This window comes from Streptomyces sp. NPDC048295, assembly GCF_040652135.1.
Classification (GTDB): Bacteria; Actinomycetota; Actinomycetes; order Streptomycetales; family Streptomycetaceae; genus Streptomyces.
This window is the reverse complement of sequence record NZ_JBEZLL010000005.1, coordinates 119,424-140,419: the sequence shown is the minus strand read 5'-3', so window position 1 is coordinate 140,419 and position 20,996 is coordinate 119,424. Positions and strand designations below refer to the sequence as shown.

20 protein-coding genes are annotated in these 20,996 nt (G+C 71.7%); 11 read left to right on the top strand and 9 right to left on the bottom strand.

Going from position 1 to position 20,996, the window contains the following annotated elements:
- Positions 1-87: 87 nt before the first annotated feature.
- The 8 genes from rpmI (at position 88) to AB0D53_RS09200 (ending at position 9,204) form a co-directional block, all read left to right on the top strand.
- Positions 88-282, top strand: a complete 195-nt coding sequence (rpmI, locus tag AB0D53_RS09235) for a 50S ribosomal protein L35 (RefSeq protein ID WP_072484441.1) — start codon at positions 88-90, stop codon at positions 280-282.
- A gap of 105 nt (positions 283-387) precedes the next feature.
- A complete protein-coding gene (gene rplT, locus AB0D53_RS09230) occupies positions 388-771 on the top strand; it encodes a 50S ribosomal protein L20 (RefSeq protein ID WP_072484442.1) in 384 nt (127 codons plus the stop codon).
- Positions 772-896: 125 nt separating this feature from the next.
- Positions 897-1,727, top strand: coding sequence for an RNA methyltransferase (locus tag AB0D53_RS09225; RefSeq protein ID WP_329817836.1), 831 nt, complete (start codon positions 897-899; stop codon positions 1,725-1,727).
- A gap of 103 nt (positions 1,728-1,830) precedes the next feature.
- Positions 1,831-2,994 carry a PAS domain-containing sensor histidine kinase gene (locus tag AB0D53_RS09220; protein WP_362442352.1) on the top strand — a complete coding sequence of 388 codons (1,164 nt, stop codon included), beginning with the start codon at positions 1,831-1,833 and terminating at the stop codon, positions 2,992-2,994.
- A gap of 147 nt (positions 2,995-3,141) precedes the next feature.
- Complete coding sequence (gene pheS / locus AB0D53_RS09215; protein WP_329817834.1) at positions 3,142-4,269, top strand: phenylalanine--tRNA ligase subunit alpha; 1,128 nt, start codon at positions 3,142-3,144, stop codon at positions 4,267-4,269.
- Positions 4,269-6,782, top strand: a complete 2,514-nt coding sequence (gene pheT / locus AB0D53_RS09210) for a phenylalanine--tRNA ligase subunit beta (RefSeq protein ID WP_362442348.1) — start codon at positions 4,269-4,271, stop codon at positions 6,780-6,782. The genes pheS and pheT overlap by 1 nt, the downstream gene beginning before the upstream one ends.
- Before the next feature lie 421 nt (positions 6,783-7,203).
- On the top strand, positions 7,204-8,553 hold the full coding sequence (locus AB0D53_RS09205) for a transcriptional regulator (protein ID WP_362442345.1): 1,350 nt from the start codon (positions 7,204-7,206) through the stop codon (positions 8,551-8,553).
- Positions 8,554-8,673: 120 nt separating this feature from the next.
- Complete coding sequence (locus AB0D53_RS09200) at positions 8,674-9,204, top strand: NUDIX domain-containing protein (protein ID WP_362442342.1); 531 nt, start codon at positions 8,674-8,676, stop codon at positions 9,202-9,204.
- A gap of 73 nt (positions 9,205-9,277) precedes the next feature.
- Here AB0D53_RS09200 and AB0D53_RS09195 read toward each other — a convergent pair whose 3' ends face one another.
- Entirely contained in the window at positions 9,278-10,138 is an 861-nt protein-coding gene (locus AB0D53_RS09195; protein WP_072484448.1) for a 3-hydroxybutyryl-CoA dehydrogenase, read from the bottom strand.
- Between the two features lie 189 nt (positions 10,139-10,327).
- On the opposite strand from AB0D53_RS09195, the gene AB0D53_RS09190 reads away from it, so the two are divergent.
- Positions 10,328-11,620: a family 10 glycosylhydrolase gene (locus AB0D53_RS09190; RefSeq protein WP_362442338.1), complete on the top strand. Its 1,293-nt coding sequence runs from the start codon at positions 10,328-10,330 to the stop codon at positions 11,618-11,620.
- 98 nt (positions 11,621-11,718) lie between these two features.
- Here the strand turns inward: AB0D53_RS09190 and AB0D53_RS09185 are convergent, their stop codons facing one another.
- Together AB0D53_RS09185 and AB0D53_RS09180 are read right to left on the bottom strand one after the other, a co-directional pair.
- Entirely contained in the window at positions 11,719-11,931 is a 213-nt protein-coding gene (locus tag AB0D53_RS09185; RefSeq protein ID WP_329817829.1) for a DUF1918 domain-containing protein, read from the bottom strand.
- Between the two features lie 85 nt (positions 11,932-12,016).
- Complete coding sequence (locus tag AB0D53_RS09180) at positions 12,017-13,006, bottom strand: DMT family transporter (protein ID WP_362442334.1); 990 nt, start codon at positions 13,004-13,006, stop codon at positions 12,017-12,019.
- On the opposite strand from AB0D53_RS09180, the gene AB0D53_RS09175 reads away from it, so the two are divergent.
- Both AB0D53_RS09175 and AB0D53_RS09170 read left to right on the top strand, forming a co-directional pair.
- Positions 13,005-14,474 (top strand): PLP-dependent aminotransferase family protein, encoded by a 1,470-nt coding sequence (locus tag AB0D53_RS09175; protein WP_362442331.1) that lies wholly within the window; start codon positions 13,005-13,007, stop codon positions 14,472-14,474. The genes AB0D53_RS09180 and AB0D53_RS09175 overlap by 2 nt on opposite strands.
- Positions 14,475-14,620: 146 nt before the next feature.
- The gene (locus AB0D53_RS09170) at positions 14,621-15,196 is read left to right on the top strand and encodes a histidine phosphatase family protein (protein ID WP_329817826.1); all 576 of its coding nucleotides are present in this window, start codon (positions 14,621-14,623) and stop codon (positions 15,194-15,196) included.
- Positions 15,197-15,520: 324 nt separating this feature from the next.
- Here AB0D53_RS09170 and AB0D53_RS09165 read toward each other — a convergent pair whose 3' ends face one another.
- From AB0D53_RS09165 to AB0D53_RS09140, 6 genes are all read right to left on the bottom strand, one after another.
- The gene (locus AB0D53_RS09165; RefSeq protein ID WP_362442328.1) at positions 15,521-16,264 is read right to left on the bottom strand and encodes a Clp protease N-terminal domain-containing protein; all 744 of its coding nucleotides are present in this window, start codon (positions 16,262-16,264) and stop codon (positions 15,521-15,523) included.
- A 78-nt stretch (positions 16,265-16,342) separates the two neighbouring features.
- Complete coding sequence (locus tag AB0D53_RS09160) at positions 16,343-16,852, bottom strand: hypothetical protein (RefSeq protein WP_362442325.1); 510 nt, start codon at positions 16,850-16,852, stop codon at positions 16,343-16,345.
- A gap of 108 nt (positions 16,853-16,960) precedes the next feature.
- The gene (locus AB0D53_RS09155; RefSeq protein ID WP_362442322.1) at positions 16,961-17,458 is read right to left on the bottom strand and encodes a peptidylprolyl isomerase; all 498 of its coding nucleotides are present in this window, start codon (positions 17,456-17,458) and stop codon (positions 16,961-16,963) included.
- A gap of 222 nt (positions 17,459-17,680) precedes the next feature.
- A complete protein-coding gene (locus tag AB0D53_RS09150; protein ID WP_362442319.1) occupies positions 17,681-18,460 on the bottom strand; it encodes a hypothetical protein in 780 nt (259 codons plus the stop codon).
- Between the two features lie 317 nt (positions 18,461-18,777).
- Entirely contained in the window at positions 18,778-19,638 is an 861-nt protein-coding gene (locus AB0D53_RS09145) for an aminoglycoside phosphotransferase family protein (protein ID WP_362442958.1), read from the bottom strand.
- Between the two features lie 203 nt (positions 19,639-19,841).
- On the bottom strand, positions 19,842-20,750 hold the full coding sequence (locus tag AB0D53_RS09140) for an aminoglycoside phosphotransferase family protein (protein WP_362442316.1): 909 nt from the start codon (positions 20,748-20,750) through the stop codon (positions 19,842-19,844).
- Positions 20,751-20,996 lie beyond the last annotated feature (246 nt).

The window sequence follows — 20,996 nt, the reverse complement described above, 5'->3', positions numbered from 1 at the left end:
TCCCCGGAATTCCCACCAAGATCTGACGCCCCTGCTGCCCGGTGCCCGCACCGCGAGGGGCGCCACTGACGAGGAGAGAACGGCGCGATGCCGAAGAACAAGACGCACAGCGGTGCCAGCAAGCGCTTCAAGATCACCGGCTCCGGCAAGGTGCTCCGTGAGCGCGCAGGCAAGCGCCACCTTCTTGAGCACAAGTCGTCCAAGAAGACCCGCTCGCTGACCGGCACGGTCGTAGTGGCTCCGTCCGACGCCAAGAAGATCAAGAAGCTTCTCGGCAAGTGAGTCCGCGGCCCGCGGTGAATCCGCGGGCGGCGAATTCGAGACCGGGACCAATTCGTTTCCGGGCCGTGTGAGTCCAACCACGGCCCCGCTACAAGGAGTTAAAAAGTGGCACGCGTCAAGCGGGCAGTAAACGCTCACAAGAAGCGCCGGGCAATCCTCGAGCAGGCCAGCGGTTACCGGGGTCAGCGCTCCCGCCTGTACCGCAAGGCGAAGGAGCAGGTCACCCACTCCCTCGTCTACAACTACAACGACCGCAAGAAGCGCAAGGGCGACTTCCGTCAGCTGTGGATCCAGCGCATCAACGCCGCTGCCCGCCAGAACGGCATGACGTACAACCGCCTCATCCAGGGTCTGAAGGCCGCCAACATCGAGGTGGACCGCAAGATCCTGGCCGAGCTCGCGGTCAACGACAGCAACGCGTTCGCCGCCCTCGTCGAGGTTGCCCAGAAGGCCCTCCCGAGCGACGTCAACGCCCCGAAGGCCGCCTGATCCAGGTCGCACTTCCTGTCTTCTGAGCCGGACCCGCAGGCGCTCGCCGTCTGCGGGTCCGGTGCGTTGCACGACACATTCCGCAACCCCGTCACCTCCGTACGCAGAGAGGCTCGCCGCCGACCATGGGCACCCCCGAACTGATCTCCCCGCGATCGCCGCGCGTCACCGCCGCCCGGCGGCTGGCCAAGCGCAACTTCCGCGGCAAGGAGCGCAGGTTCATCGCCGAGGGGCCGCAGGCCGTGCGCGAGGCCGCCGAGCACCGCGGCAGCGACGGCGAGGCGACACTGATCGAGCTGTTCGCCACCGTCGAGGCGGCCGAGCGGTACGCCGACATCGTCGCCGCCGCCCACGCGGCCGGCGCCCGGGTCCACCTCGCCGACAGCGATGTGCTGGCCGATGTGTCGCAGACCGTCACCCCCCAGGGGCTGATCGGCGTCTGCCGCTTCCTCGACTCCCCGTTCGACGCGATCCTCGCCGCGAGGCCGAAACTCGTCGCCGTCCTCGCCCACGTACGCGACCCCGGGAACGCCGGTACGGTGCTGCGCTGCGCCGACGCCGCGGGTGCCGACGCCGTCGTGCTCACCGATGCCTCGGTGGACCTCTACAACCCCAAGTCCGTGCGGGCCTCGGTCGGTTCGCTCTTCCACCTGCCGGTCGCCGTCGGCGTCCCGGTCGAGCAGGCCGTGCAGGGGCTCCGGGCGGCGGGCGTACGGATTCTCGCCGCCGACGGGGCGGGCGACGACGACCTCGACGACGAGCTCGACGCGGGCACCATGGGCGGTCCGACCGCCTGGGTCTTCGGCAACGAGGCATGGGGCCTGCCGGAGGAGACCCGGGCCCTGGCCGACGCCGTCGTACGGGTGCCCATCCACGGCAGGGCGGAGAGCCTCAACCTCGCGACGGCGGCCGCGGTCTGCCTGTACGCCTCCGCGAGGGCCCAGCGCCCGAGGTGATCGCGCCTCCGCGCCACCGCAGGGTGTCGCTCCGTCACCGACGACTAGTAGGGTGGCGAACTCGGGGGCCCACTGCACCGGTTCGAGAGGTGGGGTACGGGATATGGCTGTCGGCATGAGCAGGCCGCGCGAGACACATGCGGCCGTCGTGCGCGCCTGTGAACCCCCTGGCACGGCCGGTGAACCGGACGGGAGCCGGGAGCTCGGAGCCGTGGACGTGGGTGTCGATCCCGACGACCTGCCCGACGGCCTGGTCGTCGCCGACGAGACCGGCCGGGTCATCTGTTTCAACTCCGCCGCCGTCCGGATCACCGCGGTGCCCCGGGCCGCCGCCCTCGGCCGCTGTCTGGAGCACGTACTGCCGCTGGAGGACCTCAAGGGCCGCCGCTGGTGGACCCTGACCGATCCCTACGGCGGCCTCGCCACCCGCGTCGGCCAGCCCGAACGCAATCTGCTGCTGCCCGGTGGCCGGGAGGTCCTGGTCTCCGCCCGCTATGTGCGCGAGCACCCCACCGGCCCGGTGCGCCGGGTGGTGATCTCACTGCGCGGCACCGAGGCCCGCCGCCGCAACGAGCGCAGCCATGCCGAGCTGATCGCGACGGTCGCCCACGAGCTGCGCTCCCCGCTGACCTCGGTCAAGGGCTTCACCGCGACCCTCCTCGCCAAATGGGAGCGGTTCACCGACGACCAGAAGCGCCTGATGCTGGAGACGGTCGACGCCGATGCGGGGCGCGTCACCCGGCTCATCGCCGAGCTGCTCGACATCTCCCGGATCGACTCCGGGCGCCTGGAGCTGCGGCGCCAGCCGGTGGACCTCTCCCTCGCCGTCGAACGCCACGTCCAGGCGCTCACCGCCACCGGCCAGAACCCCGACCGCTTCCTCGTCCGCACCTGCCAGCCGCTGCCCGCGGTCTGGGCCGACCCGGACAAGGTCGACCAGGTGCTCGGCAACCTGCTGGAAAACGCGGTGCGCCACGGCGAGGGAACCGTCACCATTGAAGTCGCACCCGCACCCGCGAAGAGCGACGAGAAGGGAACGGCCGTCACCGTGAGCGACGAAGGCCCCGGCATCCCCGAGGAGTCGATGGGCCGTGTCTTCACCCGCTTCTGGCGGGGGAGCAAGCGCGGCGGCACCGGCCTGGGCCTCTATATCGTCAAGGGCATCGTCGAGGCGCACGGCGGCACGATCACGGTCGGCCGCGGCCCCGGCGGCGGCGCGGAATTCCGATTTATTCTGCCCGTGAGCACGCCGGCCTACCTGGTCTGAGCGGCCCACGGGCCTCCCACACATCCTCCGGCCCCTTAGACTCGACCTTTGGCACCTTTGCGTCCTCCAGTCGTCGATCGGGGCCATGGGGGTCCGGGGCATCCCCCCGGTAAGCGCAGTATCAGCCAATCGGAAGCACGGGAAGAGATGTCGGCACCGAACAAGTCGTACGACCCAGTCGAGGTCGAGGCACTGAAACCGGAAGAGATCGAGCGCATGCGGGACGAGGCGTTCGCCGCCTTCGCCGCCGCCGGCGACCTCGACGCGCTCGCCCAGGCGAAGACCGCGCACACCGGGGGCACCTCGCCGCTGTCGCTCGCCAACCGCGAGATCGGCGCACTGCCGCCGCAGGCCAAGGCCGAGGCCGGCAAGCGTGTGGGCCAGGCCCGCGGCGCCGTCTCCAAGGCCCTCGCCGCCCGCCAGGCGGAGCTGGAGGCCGAGCGGGACGCCCGTGTGCTGGTCGAGGAGGCGGTGGACGTCACGCTGCCCTACGACCGCACCCCGGCCGGCGCCCGCCACCCGCTGACGACCATCATGGAGCGCGTCGCGGACGTCTTCGTGGCCATGGGCTACGAGGTCGCCGAGGGCCCCGAGGTCGAGGCGGAGTGGTTCAACTTCGACGCCCTGAACTTCGTGCCCGACCACCCGGCCCGGCAGATGCAGGACACCTTCTTCGTCCAGGGCGCCGACGGCGCCAGGAACGACGAGTCCGGTGTCGTGCTGCGTACCCACACCTCGCCGGTCCAGGCCCGCTCCCTGCTCGACCGGGAGCCGCCCGTCTACGTCGTCTGCCCCGGTCGCGTCTACCGCACCGACGAGCTCGACGCGACGCACACCCCGGTCTTCCACCAGATCGAGCTGCTGGCCGTCGACGAGGGCCTCACCATGGCCGACCTCAAGGGCACCCTCGACCACATGGTCCAGGCGCTCTTCGGGCCGGACATGAAGACTCGGCTGCGGCCGAACTTCTTCCCGTTCACCGAGCCGTCCGCCGAGATGGACATGGTCTGCTACGTCTGCCGCGGCGCGTCCGTCGGCAACCCGGACCGCCCCTGCCGCACCTGCGGCAGCGAGGGCTGGATCGAGCTCGGCGGCTGCGGCATGGTCAACCCCAAGGTGCTCATCGCCTGCGGTGTGGACCCCCAGAAGTACAGCGGATTCGCCTTCGGGTTCGGCATCGAACGGATGCTGATGTTCCGCCACAACGTCGAAGACATGCGAGACATGGTCGAGGGTGACGTCCGGTTCACCCGGCCGTTCGGGATGGAGATCTGATGCGCGTCCCGCTTTCCTGGCTGCGGGAGTACGTCGACCTGCCGGCGACGGAGACCGGCCGTGACGTACAGGCCAAGCTCGTCGCCGTGGGTCTGGAGGTCGAGACCGTCGAGCAGATCGGCGCCGGCCTCAAGGGCCCGCTGGTCGTCGGACAGGTACTGACCATCGAGGAGCTGGAGGGCTTCAAGAAGCCCATCCGCTTCTGCACGGTCGACGTCGGCGACGCCAACGGCACCGGCGAGCCGCAGGAGATCGTCTGCGGCGCCCGCAACTTCGCCGTCGGCGACAAGGTCGTCGTGGTCCTCCCGGGCGCCGTGCTGCCCGGCGACTTCGCGATCGCCGCACGCAAGACGTACGGCAAGACCTCGCACGGCATGATCTGCTCCACCGACGAGCTCGGCATGGGCGACGACGGCACGCACGGCATCATCGTGCTGCCGCCGGAGCACGAGGCCGGCACCGACGCGATCGAGCTGCTCCAGCTCGTCGACGAGGTCCTCGACATCGCCGTCACGCCCGACCGCGGCTACTGCCTCTCGCTGCGCGGCGTCGCCCGCGAGACCGCCATCGCGTACGGGCTGCCGCTGCGCGACCCGGCGCTCCTGGACGTGCCCGCGCCGAACGCGTACGGCTACCCGGTCAAGATCGCCGACCCGATCGGCTGCGACCGCTTCACCGCGCGCACCGTCGTCGGCCTGGACCCCGAGGCCCGCTCCCCGATCTGGATGCAGCGCCGGCTGCAGAAGGCCGGGATGCGCCCGATCTCTCTGACCGTCGACATCACCAACTACGTGATGCTGGAGCTCGGCCAGCCGCTGCACGCCTACGACCGCACCCGGATCGACGGGCCGATCGGCGTGCGCCGCGCCCAGCAGGGCGAGAAGCTCACCACCCTCGACGGCACGGTCCGCGTCCTGGACGCCGAGGACCTGGTCATCACGGACAACCGCGGGCCGATCGGCCTCGCGGGCGTCATGGGCGGTGCCGACACCGAGATCGCGGACGCCCAGGACGGCGAGCACCGCACCACCGAGGTCGTCGTCGAGGCCGCGCACTTCGACGCGATCTCGATCGCCCGGACCGCGCGCCGCCACAGGCTGTCCTCCGAGGCGTCCAAGCGCTTCGAGCGCGGCGCCGACCCGCAGGCCGCGGCAGCCGCCGCGCAGCGCACCGTCGACCTCCTGGTGCTGCTCGCCGGCGGCACCGCCGAGGCCGGGGTCACCGAGGTCAGCGCCCCGGCCGTGCCCCGCACCATCGCGATGCCCGCCGACCACCCCGACCGGGTGGCCGGCGTCGCATACGGCCGCGAGACCGTCGTACGCCGGCTCCAGGAGGTCGGCTGCGACGTCTACGGGCAGGACGAGCTGATCGTCACCGTGCCGTCCTGGCGCCCCGACCTCGGCGAGCCGAACGACCTCGCCGAAGAGGTCATCCGCCTGGAGGGATACGAGAACCTTCCGTCCACCCTCCCGACCCCGCCGTCCGGCCGCGGGCTCACCGAGCGCCAGCGGCTGTACCGCAGGGTCGGCCGGGCGCTCGCCGGAGCCGGCTACGTCGAGGCGCTGAACTACCCGTTCATCGGCGACGCCGTCCTCGACCAGCTCGGGCTCGACGCCGACGACGCCCGCCGCCGCACCGTCGAGCTCGTCAACCCGCTCTCCGACGAGGAGCCGGCGCTGCGCACCACGCTGCTGCCGGGCCTGCTCGGCGCACTGCGGCGCAACGACGGCCGCGGCAGCCACGACCTCGCGCTCTTCGAGACCGGTCTGGTCTTCAGGCCGACCGGCGCCGAGACCAAGGCCGTCCGGCTGCCCGTCGACCGTCGTCCCACCGACGAGGAGATCGCCGGGCTCGATGCCTCGCTGCCGCGTCAGCCGCGCCACGCCGCGGTCGTCCTCGCGGGCGCCCGCGAGCAGGCCGGCTGGTGGGGCAAGGGCACCCCGGCGACCTGGGCGGACGCCGTCGAGGCCGCGCGGAGCATCGCCCGGGAGGCCGGTGTCGAGGTGACCGTCCGCGCCGACCAGCACACCCCGTGGCACCCGGGCCGCTGCGCCGCGCTGTACCTCACCGTGAACGGCGAGGAGACGCTCTTCGGGCACGCGGGCGAACTCCACCCGCGGGTCGTCAAGGCGCTCCACCTGCCCGAGCGGACCTGCGCCGCCGAGGTCGAGCTCGACGTCCTGGAGCGGGCCGTCGACGGCGCGCTCCAGGCACCCCGGATCTCCTCCTTCCCGGTGGCGACCCAGGATGTCGCGCTGATCGTCGCGGAGAACGTCCCGGCCGCCGACGTGGAGCGGGCGCTGCGCGAGGGCGCGGGCGAACTGCTCGAATCGGTGCGGCTGTTCGACGTCTTCACCGGTGAGCAGATCGGTGCGGGCCGCAAGTCGCTGGCGTACGCGCTGCGCTTCCGCGCGGCGGACCGCACGCTCACCGTCGACGAGGCGACGGCCGCGCGCGACGCGGCGGTGGCCCTGGCCGCCGAGCGGACGGGCGCGGTGCTGCGGGGCGCGTAGCGTCCGGCATCGACACGGCGAGGAGGGGCGCATCCGGTGACCGGGTGCGCCCCTCCCGCATGCTCGCCGAGCGGCGAGGACCGCACCCGGGCCCCGGCGCGGCCCGGGGGAACCCGGCTCCGGGCCGACCCCGCAGCCACCCTCCGATCCGTGGGCAGTGGGTCGTGCGGTCCGGCACCGTCCGCGCTGCCGCGGAGTGTCGGGCAGGTCGGCAGAGCGGACGGTGCGGGTGCGGGTCGTCGGCTGTACGAGGGGGAGCAGACGACCCGTCCGCCTCTCGCGAGACGACTGATTCAACCGATCCGCGCGTCGGCGCAACAGGGTGCGCAGCGGGACGGTTCGGGCATTGCGTTCACACCCCGTGTGAATCGTGCTCCACTGGTTCGGCACGCCTCGGCGTGCCGAACCACCGGAGGGGCACATGGGGGCAACGGAGCCCAACATTCTGCTGGCTGCCCTGATCGAGGAGGCGGGCGTCTCCCGGGCGGGTCTCGCCGCGCACATCAACCGGGCCGGTCGCTCCCGGGGGTTGCGCCTGCGGTACGAACACACGGCGGTGGCCCGCTGGCTGAAGGGGCAGCGCCCGCGCGGCCAGGTGCCCGACCTGATCTGCGAGGTGCTCGGCAACCGGCTGAACAGGCCCGTTTCGCTGGACGACATCGGTATGGCGGCCCCGGGAGCCGGCACGGCCGGACCCGCCTCCTCGCTCACCGGCTTCGTCGACCGGGCCACCGCGCTGTGGCGCTCCGACGAGGCGCGGCGCCCGCACGGCCTCGCCCCGGCCGCCGTCACCGGCACCTCGGCGGTGATGCCGGTCTGGGAGTGGGAGAACCCGCCGGAGGACGCCGATGTCTCGCGCGGCGGGCCGAACCGGGTCTCCATGGCCGACATAGTGACGCTGCGCGCGGCCCGTGCCCACTACGAACTGATGTACCGCCGGGCGGGCGGAATCGCGACCCGTTCCCGCATCGTCGGCTTCCTCAACGCCGAGACCGCCCCGCTGCTGCGGGGCGGCTGTACCGACGCGATGGGCCGCAGGCTGCACCGGGCGGCGGGGGGCCTGGTGGCGGTCGCGGGGATCTGCGCCTACGACTCCGACGCGCACGGGCTCGCCCAGCGCTACTTCCACCAGGCGCTGCGGCTGGCCAAGGCCAGCGGGGACAAGGGATTCGGCGGCTATGTGGTCGCCCTGCTGGTCAACCAGTCGCTCCACCTCGCCGACTACCGGCAGTCCGTGGCCTTCGCCCAGGCGGCGCTGCGGGGCGCCGGGGACCACATCAGTCCCGCGCTCGCCGCAGACCTGTACGCGATGCAGGCCAAGGCGTACGCCTGTCTCGGCGACGCGAGCGGCGCCCGCGAGTGCATCCGGCGCGCCGAGTCGGAAGCCGAGCGGATCAGACCGGGCCGTGAACCGGACGAGACGGGGTACGTCCAGCCGGGCCTGGTCGATGTGCAGGTGGCCGAGGCGCTGCTCGGCATCGGTGATCTGCCGGGGGCCAGGGAACACGCGGCGAAGGCCGTGCGGATCCCGGCGCACGACCGGGGCCGGGTGCACCGGCTGGCGATGCTGACCCATATCGAGCTGCGCCAGGGCGAGGCGGACCGGGCGGCGTCCACGGCCGCGGAGATGGCGGAGCGGGCCAGGGGCATGGAGTCGCGGCGGCTGCGCGACCGGCTGCGTGCCGTGCGCGAGGACCTGGTCGCGAGCGGCTGCGCCGACGCGGAGCGGGCGGCCGAACTGATCGAGGGGGCGCTGCGCGTACCGCTGTGAGCGCGTACCCGCCGCGCGCCCGGCGCACGCCCCGCTCCCCGCCATGAGGACCGGTACGTTCCGTTCCGGCGCCGCTCCTGCTGCGATGTTGCCACCGACTTGTCGAAAGGTGGCAGAAACGTGCAATGGGCGAATCTGAACGAACAAACTGTGTATGAGAACCGTTGGTTCCGGGTCAAACTGGCGGATGTGGTCCTCCCCGGCGGCGGCCGTCTCGATCACTATCTGATCCGGCTCCGCCCCGTCGCGGCGGCCACCGTCGTCAATGAGGCCGATGAGGTGCTCCTGCTCTGGCGGCACCGGTTCATCACGGACAGCTGGGGCTGGGAGCTCGCCGCGGGCGTCGTCGAGGACGGCGAGGACATCGCGGCCGCCGCCGCCCGCGAGATGGAGGAGGAGACCGGCTGGCGCCCCGGGCCGCTGCACCCGCTGCTGACCGTGGAGCCGTCGAACGGCCTCACCGACGCCCGGCACCACCTCTACTGGTCCGAGGAGGCATGCTGGACCGGCCCGCCCAGCGACGCCTTCGAGTCCTCGCGCCGCGAGTGGATACCGCTCGGGCTGGTCCCCGGCCTGATCGCCCGCGGCGAGGTCCCGGCCGCGGGCATGGCGGCCGGACTGATGATGCTCCATCACTTACGGCTGGGCTGAGCCACCGCGGAACCGCGAACGGGGCCGGACCGGGGATCGCCCGGTCCGGCCCCGTCCGGGCACGAAGGAGGGATCAGGAGTACGGGTAGAAGCCCGAGCCGGTCTTCCGGCCGAGCCTGCCCGCGTCCACCATGCGCTGGAGCAGCGGGGGAGCGGCGTACAGCGGCTCCTTGAACTCCGCGTACATCGAGTCGGCGACCGAGGCCACCGTGTCGAGACCGATCAGGTCGGAGAGCTTGAGAGGGCCCATGGGGTGGGCGCAGCCGAGCTCCATGCCGTTGTCGATGTCCTCACGGCTGGCGATCCCCGACTCGAACATCCGGATCGCGGAGAGCAGATACGGAATCAGCAGCGCGTTGACGACGAAGCCCGAGCGGTCCTGGGCGCGGATCGGGTGCTTGCCGAGGACGTCCTGCACCAGGGCCTCGGAGCGCTTCACCGTCTCGTCGGACGTCGTCAGCGCGGGGATCAGCTCGACCAGCTTCTGCACCGGGGCCGGGTTGAAGAAGTGGATGCCGATGACCTGGTCCGGGCGGGAGGTCGCCACGGCCAGCTTCACCAGCGGGATGGAGGAGGTGTTCGAGGCGAGGATCGCGTCCTGCCGGGTCACCACCTGGTCGAGCACCTGGAAGATCTCGGTCTTGACCTGCTCGTTCTCCACGACGGCCTCGATGACGAGATCGCGGTCGGCGAACTCGCCCAGATCCGTGGTGAAGCTCAGCCGGGCGAGCGTCTCGTCGCGCTCCTCGGCGGTGATCTTGCCGCGTTCGGCGGCCTTCGAGAGGGAGTTGTGCAGCCGGGTGCGGCCGATCTCCAACGCCTCTCCGGTGGTCTCGGCCACCATGACCTCGAGACCGCTGCGCGCGCACACCTCCGCGATACCCGCGCCCATCTGGCCACAGCCCACCACTCCGACGCGTGCAATGTCGGCCATAGAGTCCGTCACCTCGTGCCTTTCGCTGTTCTGCGTGTCGCAGGTTCCCGTCTGATTCCGGTGCCCGCCCCGACCCCCCGACGTTACTCCGCGCCCCAGGGGTCATCGTGGGCCGGGGCGGGCATGCTCTGCGTTACGCCCTGATACCCGGGTGACGGATGCGAACAGAGAGACGGCAGGTGCAGCGAAATGCGGCAATTGGGCCGAAGAGGCTTTGTGGCAGGTGCGGCCGGGGTGGTCGCGGGAGTGGTGAGCGGCGTCACCGCGGCCGGTGACGCCGTCGCGGTCCCGCTCCGGCAGACCGGTGCCGAGCGGACCGGGGCCCCGGCCGGCAGGGGCGCCCGCCATGTCGCACGGCGCGAGCTGCGCGGCATGTGGGTGGCCACCGTCGCCAATCTCGACTGGCCCTCGAAGCCCGGCCTGACACCGGCCGCGCAGCGCGCCGAGCTGATCGCCTACCTCGACGAGGCCGTGGCACGGCGGCTGAACACCGTCATCCTCCAGGTCCGGCCGACCGCCGACGCGCTGTGGCCCTCGCCCTACGAGCCGTGGGCCCAGTACCTCACCGGCGTCCAGGGCAAGGACCCCGGCTGGGATCCGCTGGGCACCGCGGTCACCGAGGCACACCGCCGCGGCCTGGAACTGCACGCCTGGTTCAACCCGTACCGGGTCGCCAACCACACCGACCCGTCCCGGCTGACCCCCACCCACCCGGCCAGACTGCACCCCGACTGGATCCTGCCGTACGGCGGGAAGCTCTACTACAACCCCGGGATCCCCGAGGTCCGCCGCTTCGTCCAGGACGCGATGCTCGACGCGGTCCGCCGCTACGACATCGACGCCGTGCACTGGGACGACTACTTCTATCCGTACCCGGTGGCCGGACAGGTCTTCGACGACGACGCCACGTACGCCAAGTACGGCGCGGGCTTCCCGGACAAGGCGGCCTGGCGGCGCGACAACACCGACAAGCTGGTGCGCGAGACCGCCGAGCGGATCAAGAAGATCAAGAAGAAGGTCCAGTTCGGGGTCAGCCCGTTCGGGGTGTGGCGCAACGCCGCCACCGACCCGCTCGGCTCCGACACCAAGGCGGGGGTGCAGACCTACGACGACCTGCACGCCGACACCCGCGGCTGGGTCAGGAAGGGCTGGATCGACTACATCTGCCCGCAGATCTACTGGAACATCGGCTTCGCCGCCGCCGACTACGCCAAGCTGCTTTCCTGGTGGAACGAGGCCGTGCGCGGCACGGGCGTCGACCTCTTCGTGGGGGAGGCGCTCTACAAGGCGGGCGACCCCGCCCAGCCCGCCGCCTGGCAGGATCCCGCCGAACTCTCCCGGCACCTCGACCTCGCCGCCGGATACGACCAGGTGCGCGGTCACGTCTACTTCTCCGGGAAGGACGTGGTCACGGACCGGATCGGGGCCATGGGCCGGGTGGTCGGCGACCACTACCGCAACCGGGTGCGCCCGCCCCGCTGACAGCAGCGGGACGGACGCGATGTCGGGGGCGGGCCGCCGGACCCGGCAGGCCCGCCCGCGGCCCGGGGGCGAAGAGCAGTGCCGCCCGCCGGAGGCCGCTACGGAGTCTCCGGAGCCTGCTTCCGGACGTGGGTGTGCTGTACGACGCTGTCGGGACCGGGTGAAATCAGGTGTTCGTGTCCGTCCTCGAAGCGGACGCGGTACGGGGGAGTGCCCCCGGCCCCGAGCACTTCGACGATCTCTGCGACCTTGTCGTGCTGCCCCACGGTCCTGCCGTGTGTCAGCAGCCGGTCGCCCGTGTGTGCCTCCATCGGGACTGACCTCCTCACGGGTGGCGGTCCATGTCGACAAGTCTATGACCGAAAGCCGACTTCGCCCGGTGGAGCGGTCCCGGCCTCATCGCGGACGTCCCGCGCGCTGGGTGGCCGCGATGCAGACGAGCACGGCGAGGGCCGCGACCGGAGCCGCCGCCGGGACCGTCTCGCCGAGCAGGAAGTACGACCACACCAGGGTCAGCAGCGGCTGTGCGAGCTGGAGCTGACTGGCCCGGGGCACCCCGACCTCCGCCATCCCGCGGTACCAGACGTACAGGCCGAGGAAGGTCGAGACGGCCGCCACCCAGACCAGGCCGATCACCCCGTGCGCGGTCGGCCGCACCGGCTCGGCCGGCAGCGCGATCGCCGCCCCCGCCACCGCGAGCGGCAGACAGAGCACCAGCGCCCAGCCGACCACCTGCCAGCCCGGCATGACCCGGGCCAGCCTGCCCCCCTCCGTGTACCCCGCCGCGCACACCAGCAGCGCGCCGAACAGATACAGATCGCCGCCGGACACCTCGCCCCCGCTCTGCTGCACGGTGAACGCGATCACCACGGCCGCGCCGGCCAGCGCCGCGGCCCAGAAGGCGCGGGGCGGTCGCGCCCCCGTCCGCAGCGAGGAGAACACCGCGGTGGTCAGCGGCAGCAGCCCCACGACCACGGCCGCGTGCGAGGTGGTCGAGGTACCCAGCGCCAGCGTGGTCAGCAGCGGGAAACCGATCACCACACCCGCGGCGACGACGACGAGCCCGGCCCGGTGGCGGCGGTCCGGCACCGCCACGCGTCCCAGCAGCAGCGCACCGCCCGCGATCACCCCGGCGAGCAGGGTGCGCAGCGCCACCAGCGACCAGGGGCCGAAGCTCTCCAGCCCCCAGGCCGTGGAGGGGAAGGTCAGCGAGAAGGCGAGGATGCCGAGTCCGGCGAGAAGGATGCCGCCACGGTCCGTGCCGGGAGCGGTGGCGCGGTCCGTCCCGCCGGCGGCCGCAGGGGCGGCCCCGTGGGCGGTATCGGCGCCGGCCGGCGAACCGATCGCTATCGTGCTTTTGCGGGTAGCGCTATCCTTGGCTCTCATGTCGGAGCGTAGCAGTGTCGCCGAACTGGTCGAATCCCTCAGGGGTGAACTGAAGCGCTACCCGTCCGGTGGGAAGCTGCCGTCCAGTCGGGCCCTCGTGGAACGCTTCCGGGTCAGCCCGGTCACTGTCTCCAGGGCCGTTGCCCAGCTCGTCGCCGAGGGGCTCGTGGTCACCCGGCCCGGCTCGGGCGCCTTCCGGGCGCAGCCCCGTACCGAGGTGCCCCCGCCGGGCGACACCTCCTGGCAGGAGGTCTCCCTCAGCGGCGACGGCGGCCCGGAGGCGGTGCCGCGCACCGTCGACGCCTCCGGTGTCCTGGTCACGCTGGCCGCACCGCCGCCCGGGGTCATCGAACTGAACGGCGGCTACCTCCACTCCTCGCTCCAGCCGGAGCGGGCGCTCGCCGCCGCCCTCGCCCGGGCCGGTCGCCGCCCCGGCGCCTGGGGCCGGCCGCCCACCGACGGCCTCACCGAACTGCGGTCCTGGTTCGCCCGGGAGATCGGGCCCGCGCTCACCGCCGCCGACGTGCTGATCACCGCGGGCGGACAGAGCGCCCTGGCCACCGCGCTGCGCGCGCTCGCCCCGCCCGGCGCCCCGCTGCTGGTCGAGTCACCCACGTACCCCGGCATGCTGGCGGTCGCCCGCGCCGCCGGACTGCGGCCCGTTCCGGTGCCGGTGGACGCCGACGGCGTACGGCCGGAGCTGCTCGACGCCGCGTTCCGGGCCACCGGCGCCCGTGTCTTCGTCTGCCAGCCGCTCTTCCAGAACCCGACCGGCGCGGTCCTCGCCCCCGGACGGCGCGCCGAGGTCGTCCGGATCGCCCGCGCGGCGGGCGCCTTCGTCGTCGAGGACGACTTCGCGCGCCGGCTGGTCCACGAGGACTCCGGGCCGCTGCCCGCGCCGCTGGCCGCCGACGACCCGGACGGGGTGGTCGTCCATGTCCGCTCCCTCACCAAGATCGCCTCACCGAGCCTGCGGGTGGGGGCGCTCGCCGCCCGCGGGCCGGTGCTCGGACGGCTGCGGGCCATCCAGGTCGTCGACAGCTTCTTCGTCCCCCGGCCGCTCCAGGAGGCCGCGCTCGAACTCGTCGGGTCCCCGGCCTGGGGCCACCATCTGCGTTCCGTGGCGACCGGGCTGAAGAACCGCCGCACCGCCATGACGGCGGCCCTGAGCCGGGAGCTGCCCGCCCTCGCGCTCCCGCACATCCCCGCCGGGGGCGGCAGCCTGTGGCTGCGCCTGCCCGAAGCGGAAGGCGGTACGGACGAGTCCGCGGTGGTCTCGGCGGCCCTGCGGGCGGGGGTCGCCATCGCGCCCGGCCGCCCGTACTTCTGCGCGGAACCCCCGTCCCCGCAGATCCGGCTGAGCTTCGCCGCGGTCGCGGGGGCGGCCGAGATCGCCGAGGGGATCCGGCGGCTGCGCACCGCCTGCGACGAAGTCCTGACCGCTTCCGCGGGCGGCTTCCGGCCCTGACCGGGGCGGCCCGCGCGGTCCCTGAGAAGGCCGCTTCCAGCCATATGGAGGACCGGCGCCGCCGGATCCGCCACGGTCCGGTCCGGGCCGGAAGGCTCGTGAAGGCCCTCTTGACCGGAAGGGTGTTCGGATCCACGATCGCCGCCATGACTTCCAGAGTCTCGTTGGTCGCCGCGGCGCGCAGCTCCGCCGTGCTCACCGAGCGCTTCGACGACGACCGGCCGCTCGACCACACCGGTCTGTACGAGATCCGGCTCGCCGCGCCCGCTCTCATGCCGCTGGGTGCCGCCGAGTTGCGCTACTGCTCGCCGACTCCCCGCAGCCGTGCGACCGGCGACGCGCTCGGCTTCGCCCCGCTCGTCCAGCCGGCCCTGCGTGACTGCGACATGGGCCGCTGGCGCGGCTGGACCCTCGCCGACGTCACCGCATGCGAACCCGCGGCGGTCGACGCCTGGCTGGCGGACCCGCGCTCGGCGCCGCACGGCGGTGAACCGCTGCTCGCGTTCATCTCGCGGATAGGGGGCTGGCTGGACACCCGCCCCGCATGCGACGGCGCCATCGTCGCCGTCGCCGAACCCGCGGTCGTCCGGGCCGCGCTCGTCTACGCGCTCAAGGCGCCGCCGTCGACGTACTGGAGCGTGGACGTCGGGCCGCTCTCCACGGTCACGCTCACGGGTGTGCCGGGCCGCTGGAGTCTCAGGCTCGAAGCCGGGGTCCGCTGAAATTTTCTGGAGAATTTCCCGGCGGATTTCCGGGAGCGCGGGGAGCGGAGCGCCGTACGTGCCGGCGGGCCCGCGGTCCGTCTCCCGGGCGGCGGGGCGGACGGTGTCCGCGTCCGGCTCCGGAACGGGCGGCCCTGGTCAGCGTCCGGTGAGCGGACAGGGGCGACCGCTCGGTGCGCCCCGGCCCCCGCCGGCCGCGGGTCCTGCGGGCCTCGTCGCTCCGGTAGCCGTGCACTGGCCGGAATTCGCTGTGGCGGGGCCGCCGCCCGCGTACGGCGACCGGCGCCGGGTCCGCCGGGGCGAGCGGCGGACCCGGCGCCTCGTTCAGTCCTCCTCCTGGGAGCCGGTGAGGAGGGTGAGTGCCTCGGCGATGCCCGCCTCGGCGGTCGCCTTGTCGATGCCGAGACCCGTCAGCACACCCGCACCGTCCTCCTGCTCCAGCAGCGCGAGCAGGATGTGCTCGGTCCCGATGTAGTTGTGGCCCATGCGCAGGGCCTCCCGGAACGTCAGCTCCAGCGCCTTGCGGGCCCCGGCGTCGTACGGGACCATCTCCGGCAGCTCGCCGGTCGCGGCCGGCGGCAGTGCCTCGGTCGCGGCCCTGCGGACGTCCTCCAGTGTGATGCCCTGGGCCTTGACGAACGCCGCGGCCAGCCCTTCCGGCTCGCTGAGCAGCCCCAGTACCAGGTGCGTGGTGCCCAGCTCGTCGTTGCGGGCGGCGATGGCCTCGTTCTGCGCGGCCATGACGACGTTCCTGGCCCGCGGGGTGAACCGGCTGAACCCCTGGCTGGGGTCGAGATCCGACACCTCGCCGGGGTTCTTGGCCACGAACCGCTTCTGGGCGGCCTGCCTGGTCACCCCCATGCTCTTGCCGATCTCGGTCCAGGAGGCGCCCGAGCGCCGCGCCTGGTCCACGAAGTGGCCGATCAGATGGTCGGCGATGTCACCGAGGTGGTCCGCGGCGATCACCGCGTCGGACAGTTGGTCGAGGGCGTCGGTGTGCACCTTCTTGATGGCCTCGATCAGGTCGTCGAGGCGTACGGGATGCGTCGGGCGTACGGGATTCACCATGTGTCAACCGTAAGTTGACAGTCCTCGGGTGTCAACCATCGGTTGACAGTCGGGGTGGTGGGGCAGTGCGTCGCGGAATCAGCGGGGCGGCTCGGATGCGTTGCAGAAGACACAGGCGTCCCAGTTCGCCGGCGCGCACAGCACGCGGTGCCGTACGCACGAGGCCATGGCGGCCTCCTCCGGTCCGGGAAAGGGGGACAGGGCGTTCTGCGGCTCGGCGCAGGCGGGGTCGAACGCTTCGACCATCTCCCGGTACTGCCGCAGGAACCCCTCGGCGTAGGGCGGTTCGTAGTCCAGCTCGTCCCACCGGTGCCTGCGCAGGGCCAGATCGAGTACCCGCAGGACGAAGTTCTTCGCCGCGGCCTGCTCGCCGGGGGAGCCGCCCCAGTCGATCTCCTCCAGGTCGAATCCGACCACCCCGCGCCCCACGGCGCTCTGGTCCTGCAGGGTCAGCAGGGTGGCGAAGCGGTACTCCCAGACGCTCTCGGCGAGATCGGACACGGCCAGCATGAGCACGTCGACGAAGACGTCCGTGCTCCCGTTGGACATGGACAGACTGAGGCCCCCGCCGTGGAATGTGTTCCCCATCCCGACACCGTAGCGAGCGGGGCGGCGGCGCCGGGCCGCCGGTACGACGGAGCGCGCCGCCCGGCGGGATGCCGGGCGGCGCGCTCGTTCAGCGGGTGCGAGTGCGGGTCAGACGGTGCCGCTGTCCGCGATGGTGATCTTCGCCTTGGTGCGGCCGCTCTGCGAGCCGAGGGACTCGATCTTCTTGACCAGCTTCATGCTGTCCTCGTCGTCGACCTCGCCGAAGACCACGTGCTTGCCGTCCAGCCACGACGTCACGATCGTCGTGATGAAGAACTGCGAGCCGTTGGAGTCGGGGCCGCTGTTGGCCATGGACAGCTGGCCCGGCTTGGTGTGCGACAGCTTGAAGTTCTCGTCCGGGAACTTGGCGCCGTAGATGCTCTGGCCGCCGGTGCCGTCGCCCCGGGTGAAGTCGCCGCCCTGGAGCATGAACTCGGGGATGACGCGGTGGAAGGAGGAGCCCTTGTAGCCGAAGCCCTTCTCGCCGGTCGCCAGCTGGCGGAAGTTCTCCGCGGTCTTGGGAACGATGTCGTCGAACAGCTTGAACGTGATCCGCCCGGCGGGCTCGTCGTTGATGGTGATGTCGAAGTAAACCTTGCTCGTCATGGAACCATCCTGACATCGACGCGTCCGGCGCGTACGGGCGGGCAGGGGTGACGCGCCCGTACGGGCGGACGCCGCCCGTACGGTGGCGCTCCCGCGGGCCTGCCGGACACTGGGAGCCCGGCCCGGTCCGGACGCAGGGTCCCGGGCCGGCGGGTGTCCCGCGGGTGGGTGCCTATCTGCGCGAACGCCGGGCACCGCGCGGCGGCGGCCCTGCCGGGCGGTTCAGCGGTGGGCCCGGCCCCGTACATGGAGGACGCCGAGGGTGATCGCGGCGACGGCGCACACCAGCATGCCCGCGGCCAGGAAGGCGTAGCCCGCCGGGCTGATGCCCGGTTCCACGCTGTCCACCATGGTCATGCCCTCGCCCGCGGCGACCCGGTGCTCCTTGTCCGGGTGGTCCACGATGTAGACGATCATCGCGGCCACCGCCGCCACGCAGACCAGTGCCCCGGCGAGCAGCGATTTGCCCGCGCGGCCGTACCAGGGGACGCGCGGCACCAGGGCGACGTGCGGGCACTGGACGAGCAGGGTGCGCCCGAGGTCGGCGGCGCGCCGGGTGAGCCCGTCCGCGCGGAGCCGGGTGCCGTCGTCGAAACGGATCTCGCAGCGGAAACCGTTGCCGAGCCGGGTCGCGATGGCGTTCACCGCGTCACCGTCGACATGGAGCGAGGTGACGCGGTCCCAGGACCAGCCCGCGACCCCGCGCCGGGATCCGTGGACGAGGCCGTCCCGGCGCACCTCGAAGTACTCCCCGGGCTCGCCGCGCACGGCCCGCACGACCTGGTTCACCGCGATCCCCGCGGCGCCCAGCGCGAGACCCAGCAGAAGTCCGATCGCCTTGTTGCTGCCAGCCGACCCCTCGCCGGTCGCGGACAGGCCCCACACGCCGAGCCAGCCGGACGGGACGGCGAGGAGCAGGGCGCAGGCCGCGTTCACCCACCGCTTCCGGTGGTCCACCACGTGCCGACGGACCACCGGGCCGAGGCCGTCGAACGCATTCACTTCATCTCTTCCGGTCACCGGGGAAGTCAAGCACCGGGACCGGCGGCTCCTCAAGATCGGTCGGGGGGCCGGTAGTTGGCCCTCGCGCGGGTCCAGGCATGCTGCACAGCGACCGCGGATCGCAGGGCGGATCCACCGGTCCCGGCCCGCGTAACCGAACCTGTAACCCGAACCTGCGTCAGACCCTGATGAGTTGCCACGTTTGTTGGCATCGGCGCCATGGTTCAGTGCGGCAGCGAGGCCGGCGCGCATGGGTTGCAACGGCGACAGTCTCGTCGCTTGGTTCCTTGCCGCTTTCACGTGACCTTCGGCGTTTTCTACAGACCATCCAGTCGCCTGGTCACTGTGTCGAGTGTCGGCCAGGGAGGACCCTCGCGCAGCAGGCGCAGGAATTCCTCTCCGAATCGCCTCCCATTCGGAAACTGGTCGCCAAGCTCCCAACGCCACGCGGCGACCATCGCGATAACGAGCTGCCGACACTCGTCCAGCAGCCCTTGGTCAACGCTTGGGTAGTGCTCGCAGACCGCCTCGGGAACATGGGCGAGATCGAACTCGACGGGTCCACGGCAGCACGTCTCCAGGTCGATGAACAACGGTCCGTTCTTCGTGCTGAGCACATTGCCCGGATGCGGCTCGCCGTGGAGCAGCTGCTCCACGGCGCCGCGGTCGTCGATCGCTCGTCGCAGGCTTGCCAGCCTGCCGCCGAGGAACACGCGGTCCGCGTCGGTGAGCTCCGGCGAGCGATCCGGGTCGGCGACGACTTCTTCCGCCTCCGTGATCCGGTCCGTGAACCTCGGGCTCGGCACATCGACCTTGCGCATGCCGGCGTGCAGCTGCTCCAGCGCCTTGGCGTAGTCGACTGGTGAGGTGTGAGGTGTCACGGGCTCGTAGTAGGTCCACAGCGTCACTGCGAAGCCATCGCGCGTGTACACACGCGGGTCCGCCCGAGGCTCCAAGGGACACACCGGGCATCCGGCCTCGGTGAGCCGCTGAGCGAGATCGACTTCGAACTGTGCAACCTCTTGTCCCACAGGGGCGACCCGGGCGAAGACGTCGCATGGCGTCAGCCGCAGTGCCAGCTTGTTCGAGTTGTGGAGAACGCTTGCATCGTTGGCTGGCAGGTCGAGCGATGCGGCGACCGAAGTCGCAGCCGCGATCGCACGCGTGACGTCGGTCATATCCACCCTCGAATCTTGGCATGGACGAGCGAGGGCGATGCCAACCGGCGTGGCTCGTGTCCTGTCGCTTCTGAACCGGCAGCCGGCAGGTCTCCAACCTGTGTGGTTGCCAGGTGATTTGGGAACCGAGCCGGATGTCGTTCTCGAACCGGCCGGCTTTTGCGGAACCGGAGCTCGTGGTTGATGTTCCGTCCGAGACCGGTTCACCGCTCGCCGGCAGCCTCCAGGATCGCGTGAAGACGCGACAGGCATTCGCCGACGAAGAGGGGGTAGGTGTCCCAGTAGTACGACACCCCGCTGACTCCGACAGCGATGGCCCACGCCCGGGCACGCAGCCACGTCACGTCGTCGAGGCTCATGGCGTCCCAGTACGTCCGTCGGGCCTGGGGTGGAAGATCCCACAGGGGTGAGTGCTCGGCGTCGGGAAAGCCGACCGAGAGGCATCCGAAGTCGATGACCCCGTGCAGCTTTCCTTGTTGGACCAGAAGGTTGCTGGGTTTGAGGTCTCCGTGGAGCCACACCTGGCGGCCGGACGGCTCGGGCAGGGTGAGCGCACTCTGCCACAGCTGTCGCAGGTGTGGGATGTCCAGGTCGACGCCCTCGATCGTCAGGCAGTTGTCGAAGCACACGCTGATCCAGCGGTCACAGGCGCGCAGGCCACCGCCGCGATACCAGCTGAGTTCGTCCTGCCGAGTGGCTCCCATCAGGGGGACGGAATGCAGGCTCTCCACGATCGCCGCAAGGTCGGCCCCGAAGGCGGGCCAGTCGGTGACCGAGCCCGGGCCGGCTTCATCGCCGTCGATCCAGCGGTACACCGACCAGGCGAGCGGGAATGCGGAACTCGGAGTGCCCTCGTGCACTGGCTCCGGGATGCGGCAGGGAAGATGTGGCGCCAGCCGCGGCAGCCATGTCTGCTCCTTCCGTACGGCCTGCGCGTTGTCCGGGGTGCGCGGCAGCCGCATGAGCAGCTGGTCGCCGAGCCGGTACATCGTGTTGTCCGTGCCCGCACCGGCTGGCGAGATGGTGAGGTCGGCCCATTCCGGCCGTTGCCGGCGCAGCAGCGACCGGACCACCACCTCGTCCGCATGGATCTCGTTCTTGTGAAGTGCCATGGCGAGAGCCTTCTGCCCGGGCTCCGCCGTCGCCAGTGATTTTCCCGCGACGATTGCCCTTCGGAACCCGATCCACTGAGAATCCGCCAGGCCGGGTGAGACCGAGTGGGAATCTGCCGGCTTCAGCGTGACAGGACGGCTCGGCACATCACGACGCAGCGTTACGAGACCAGGATCCGCCAACTGAAACTCTCATCCGCCAGCTGTGACCGTGCACGGTGGTCGGACCCGGTGGACAACTTCGAT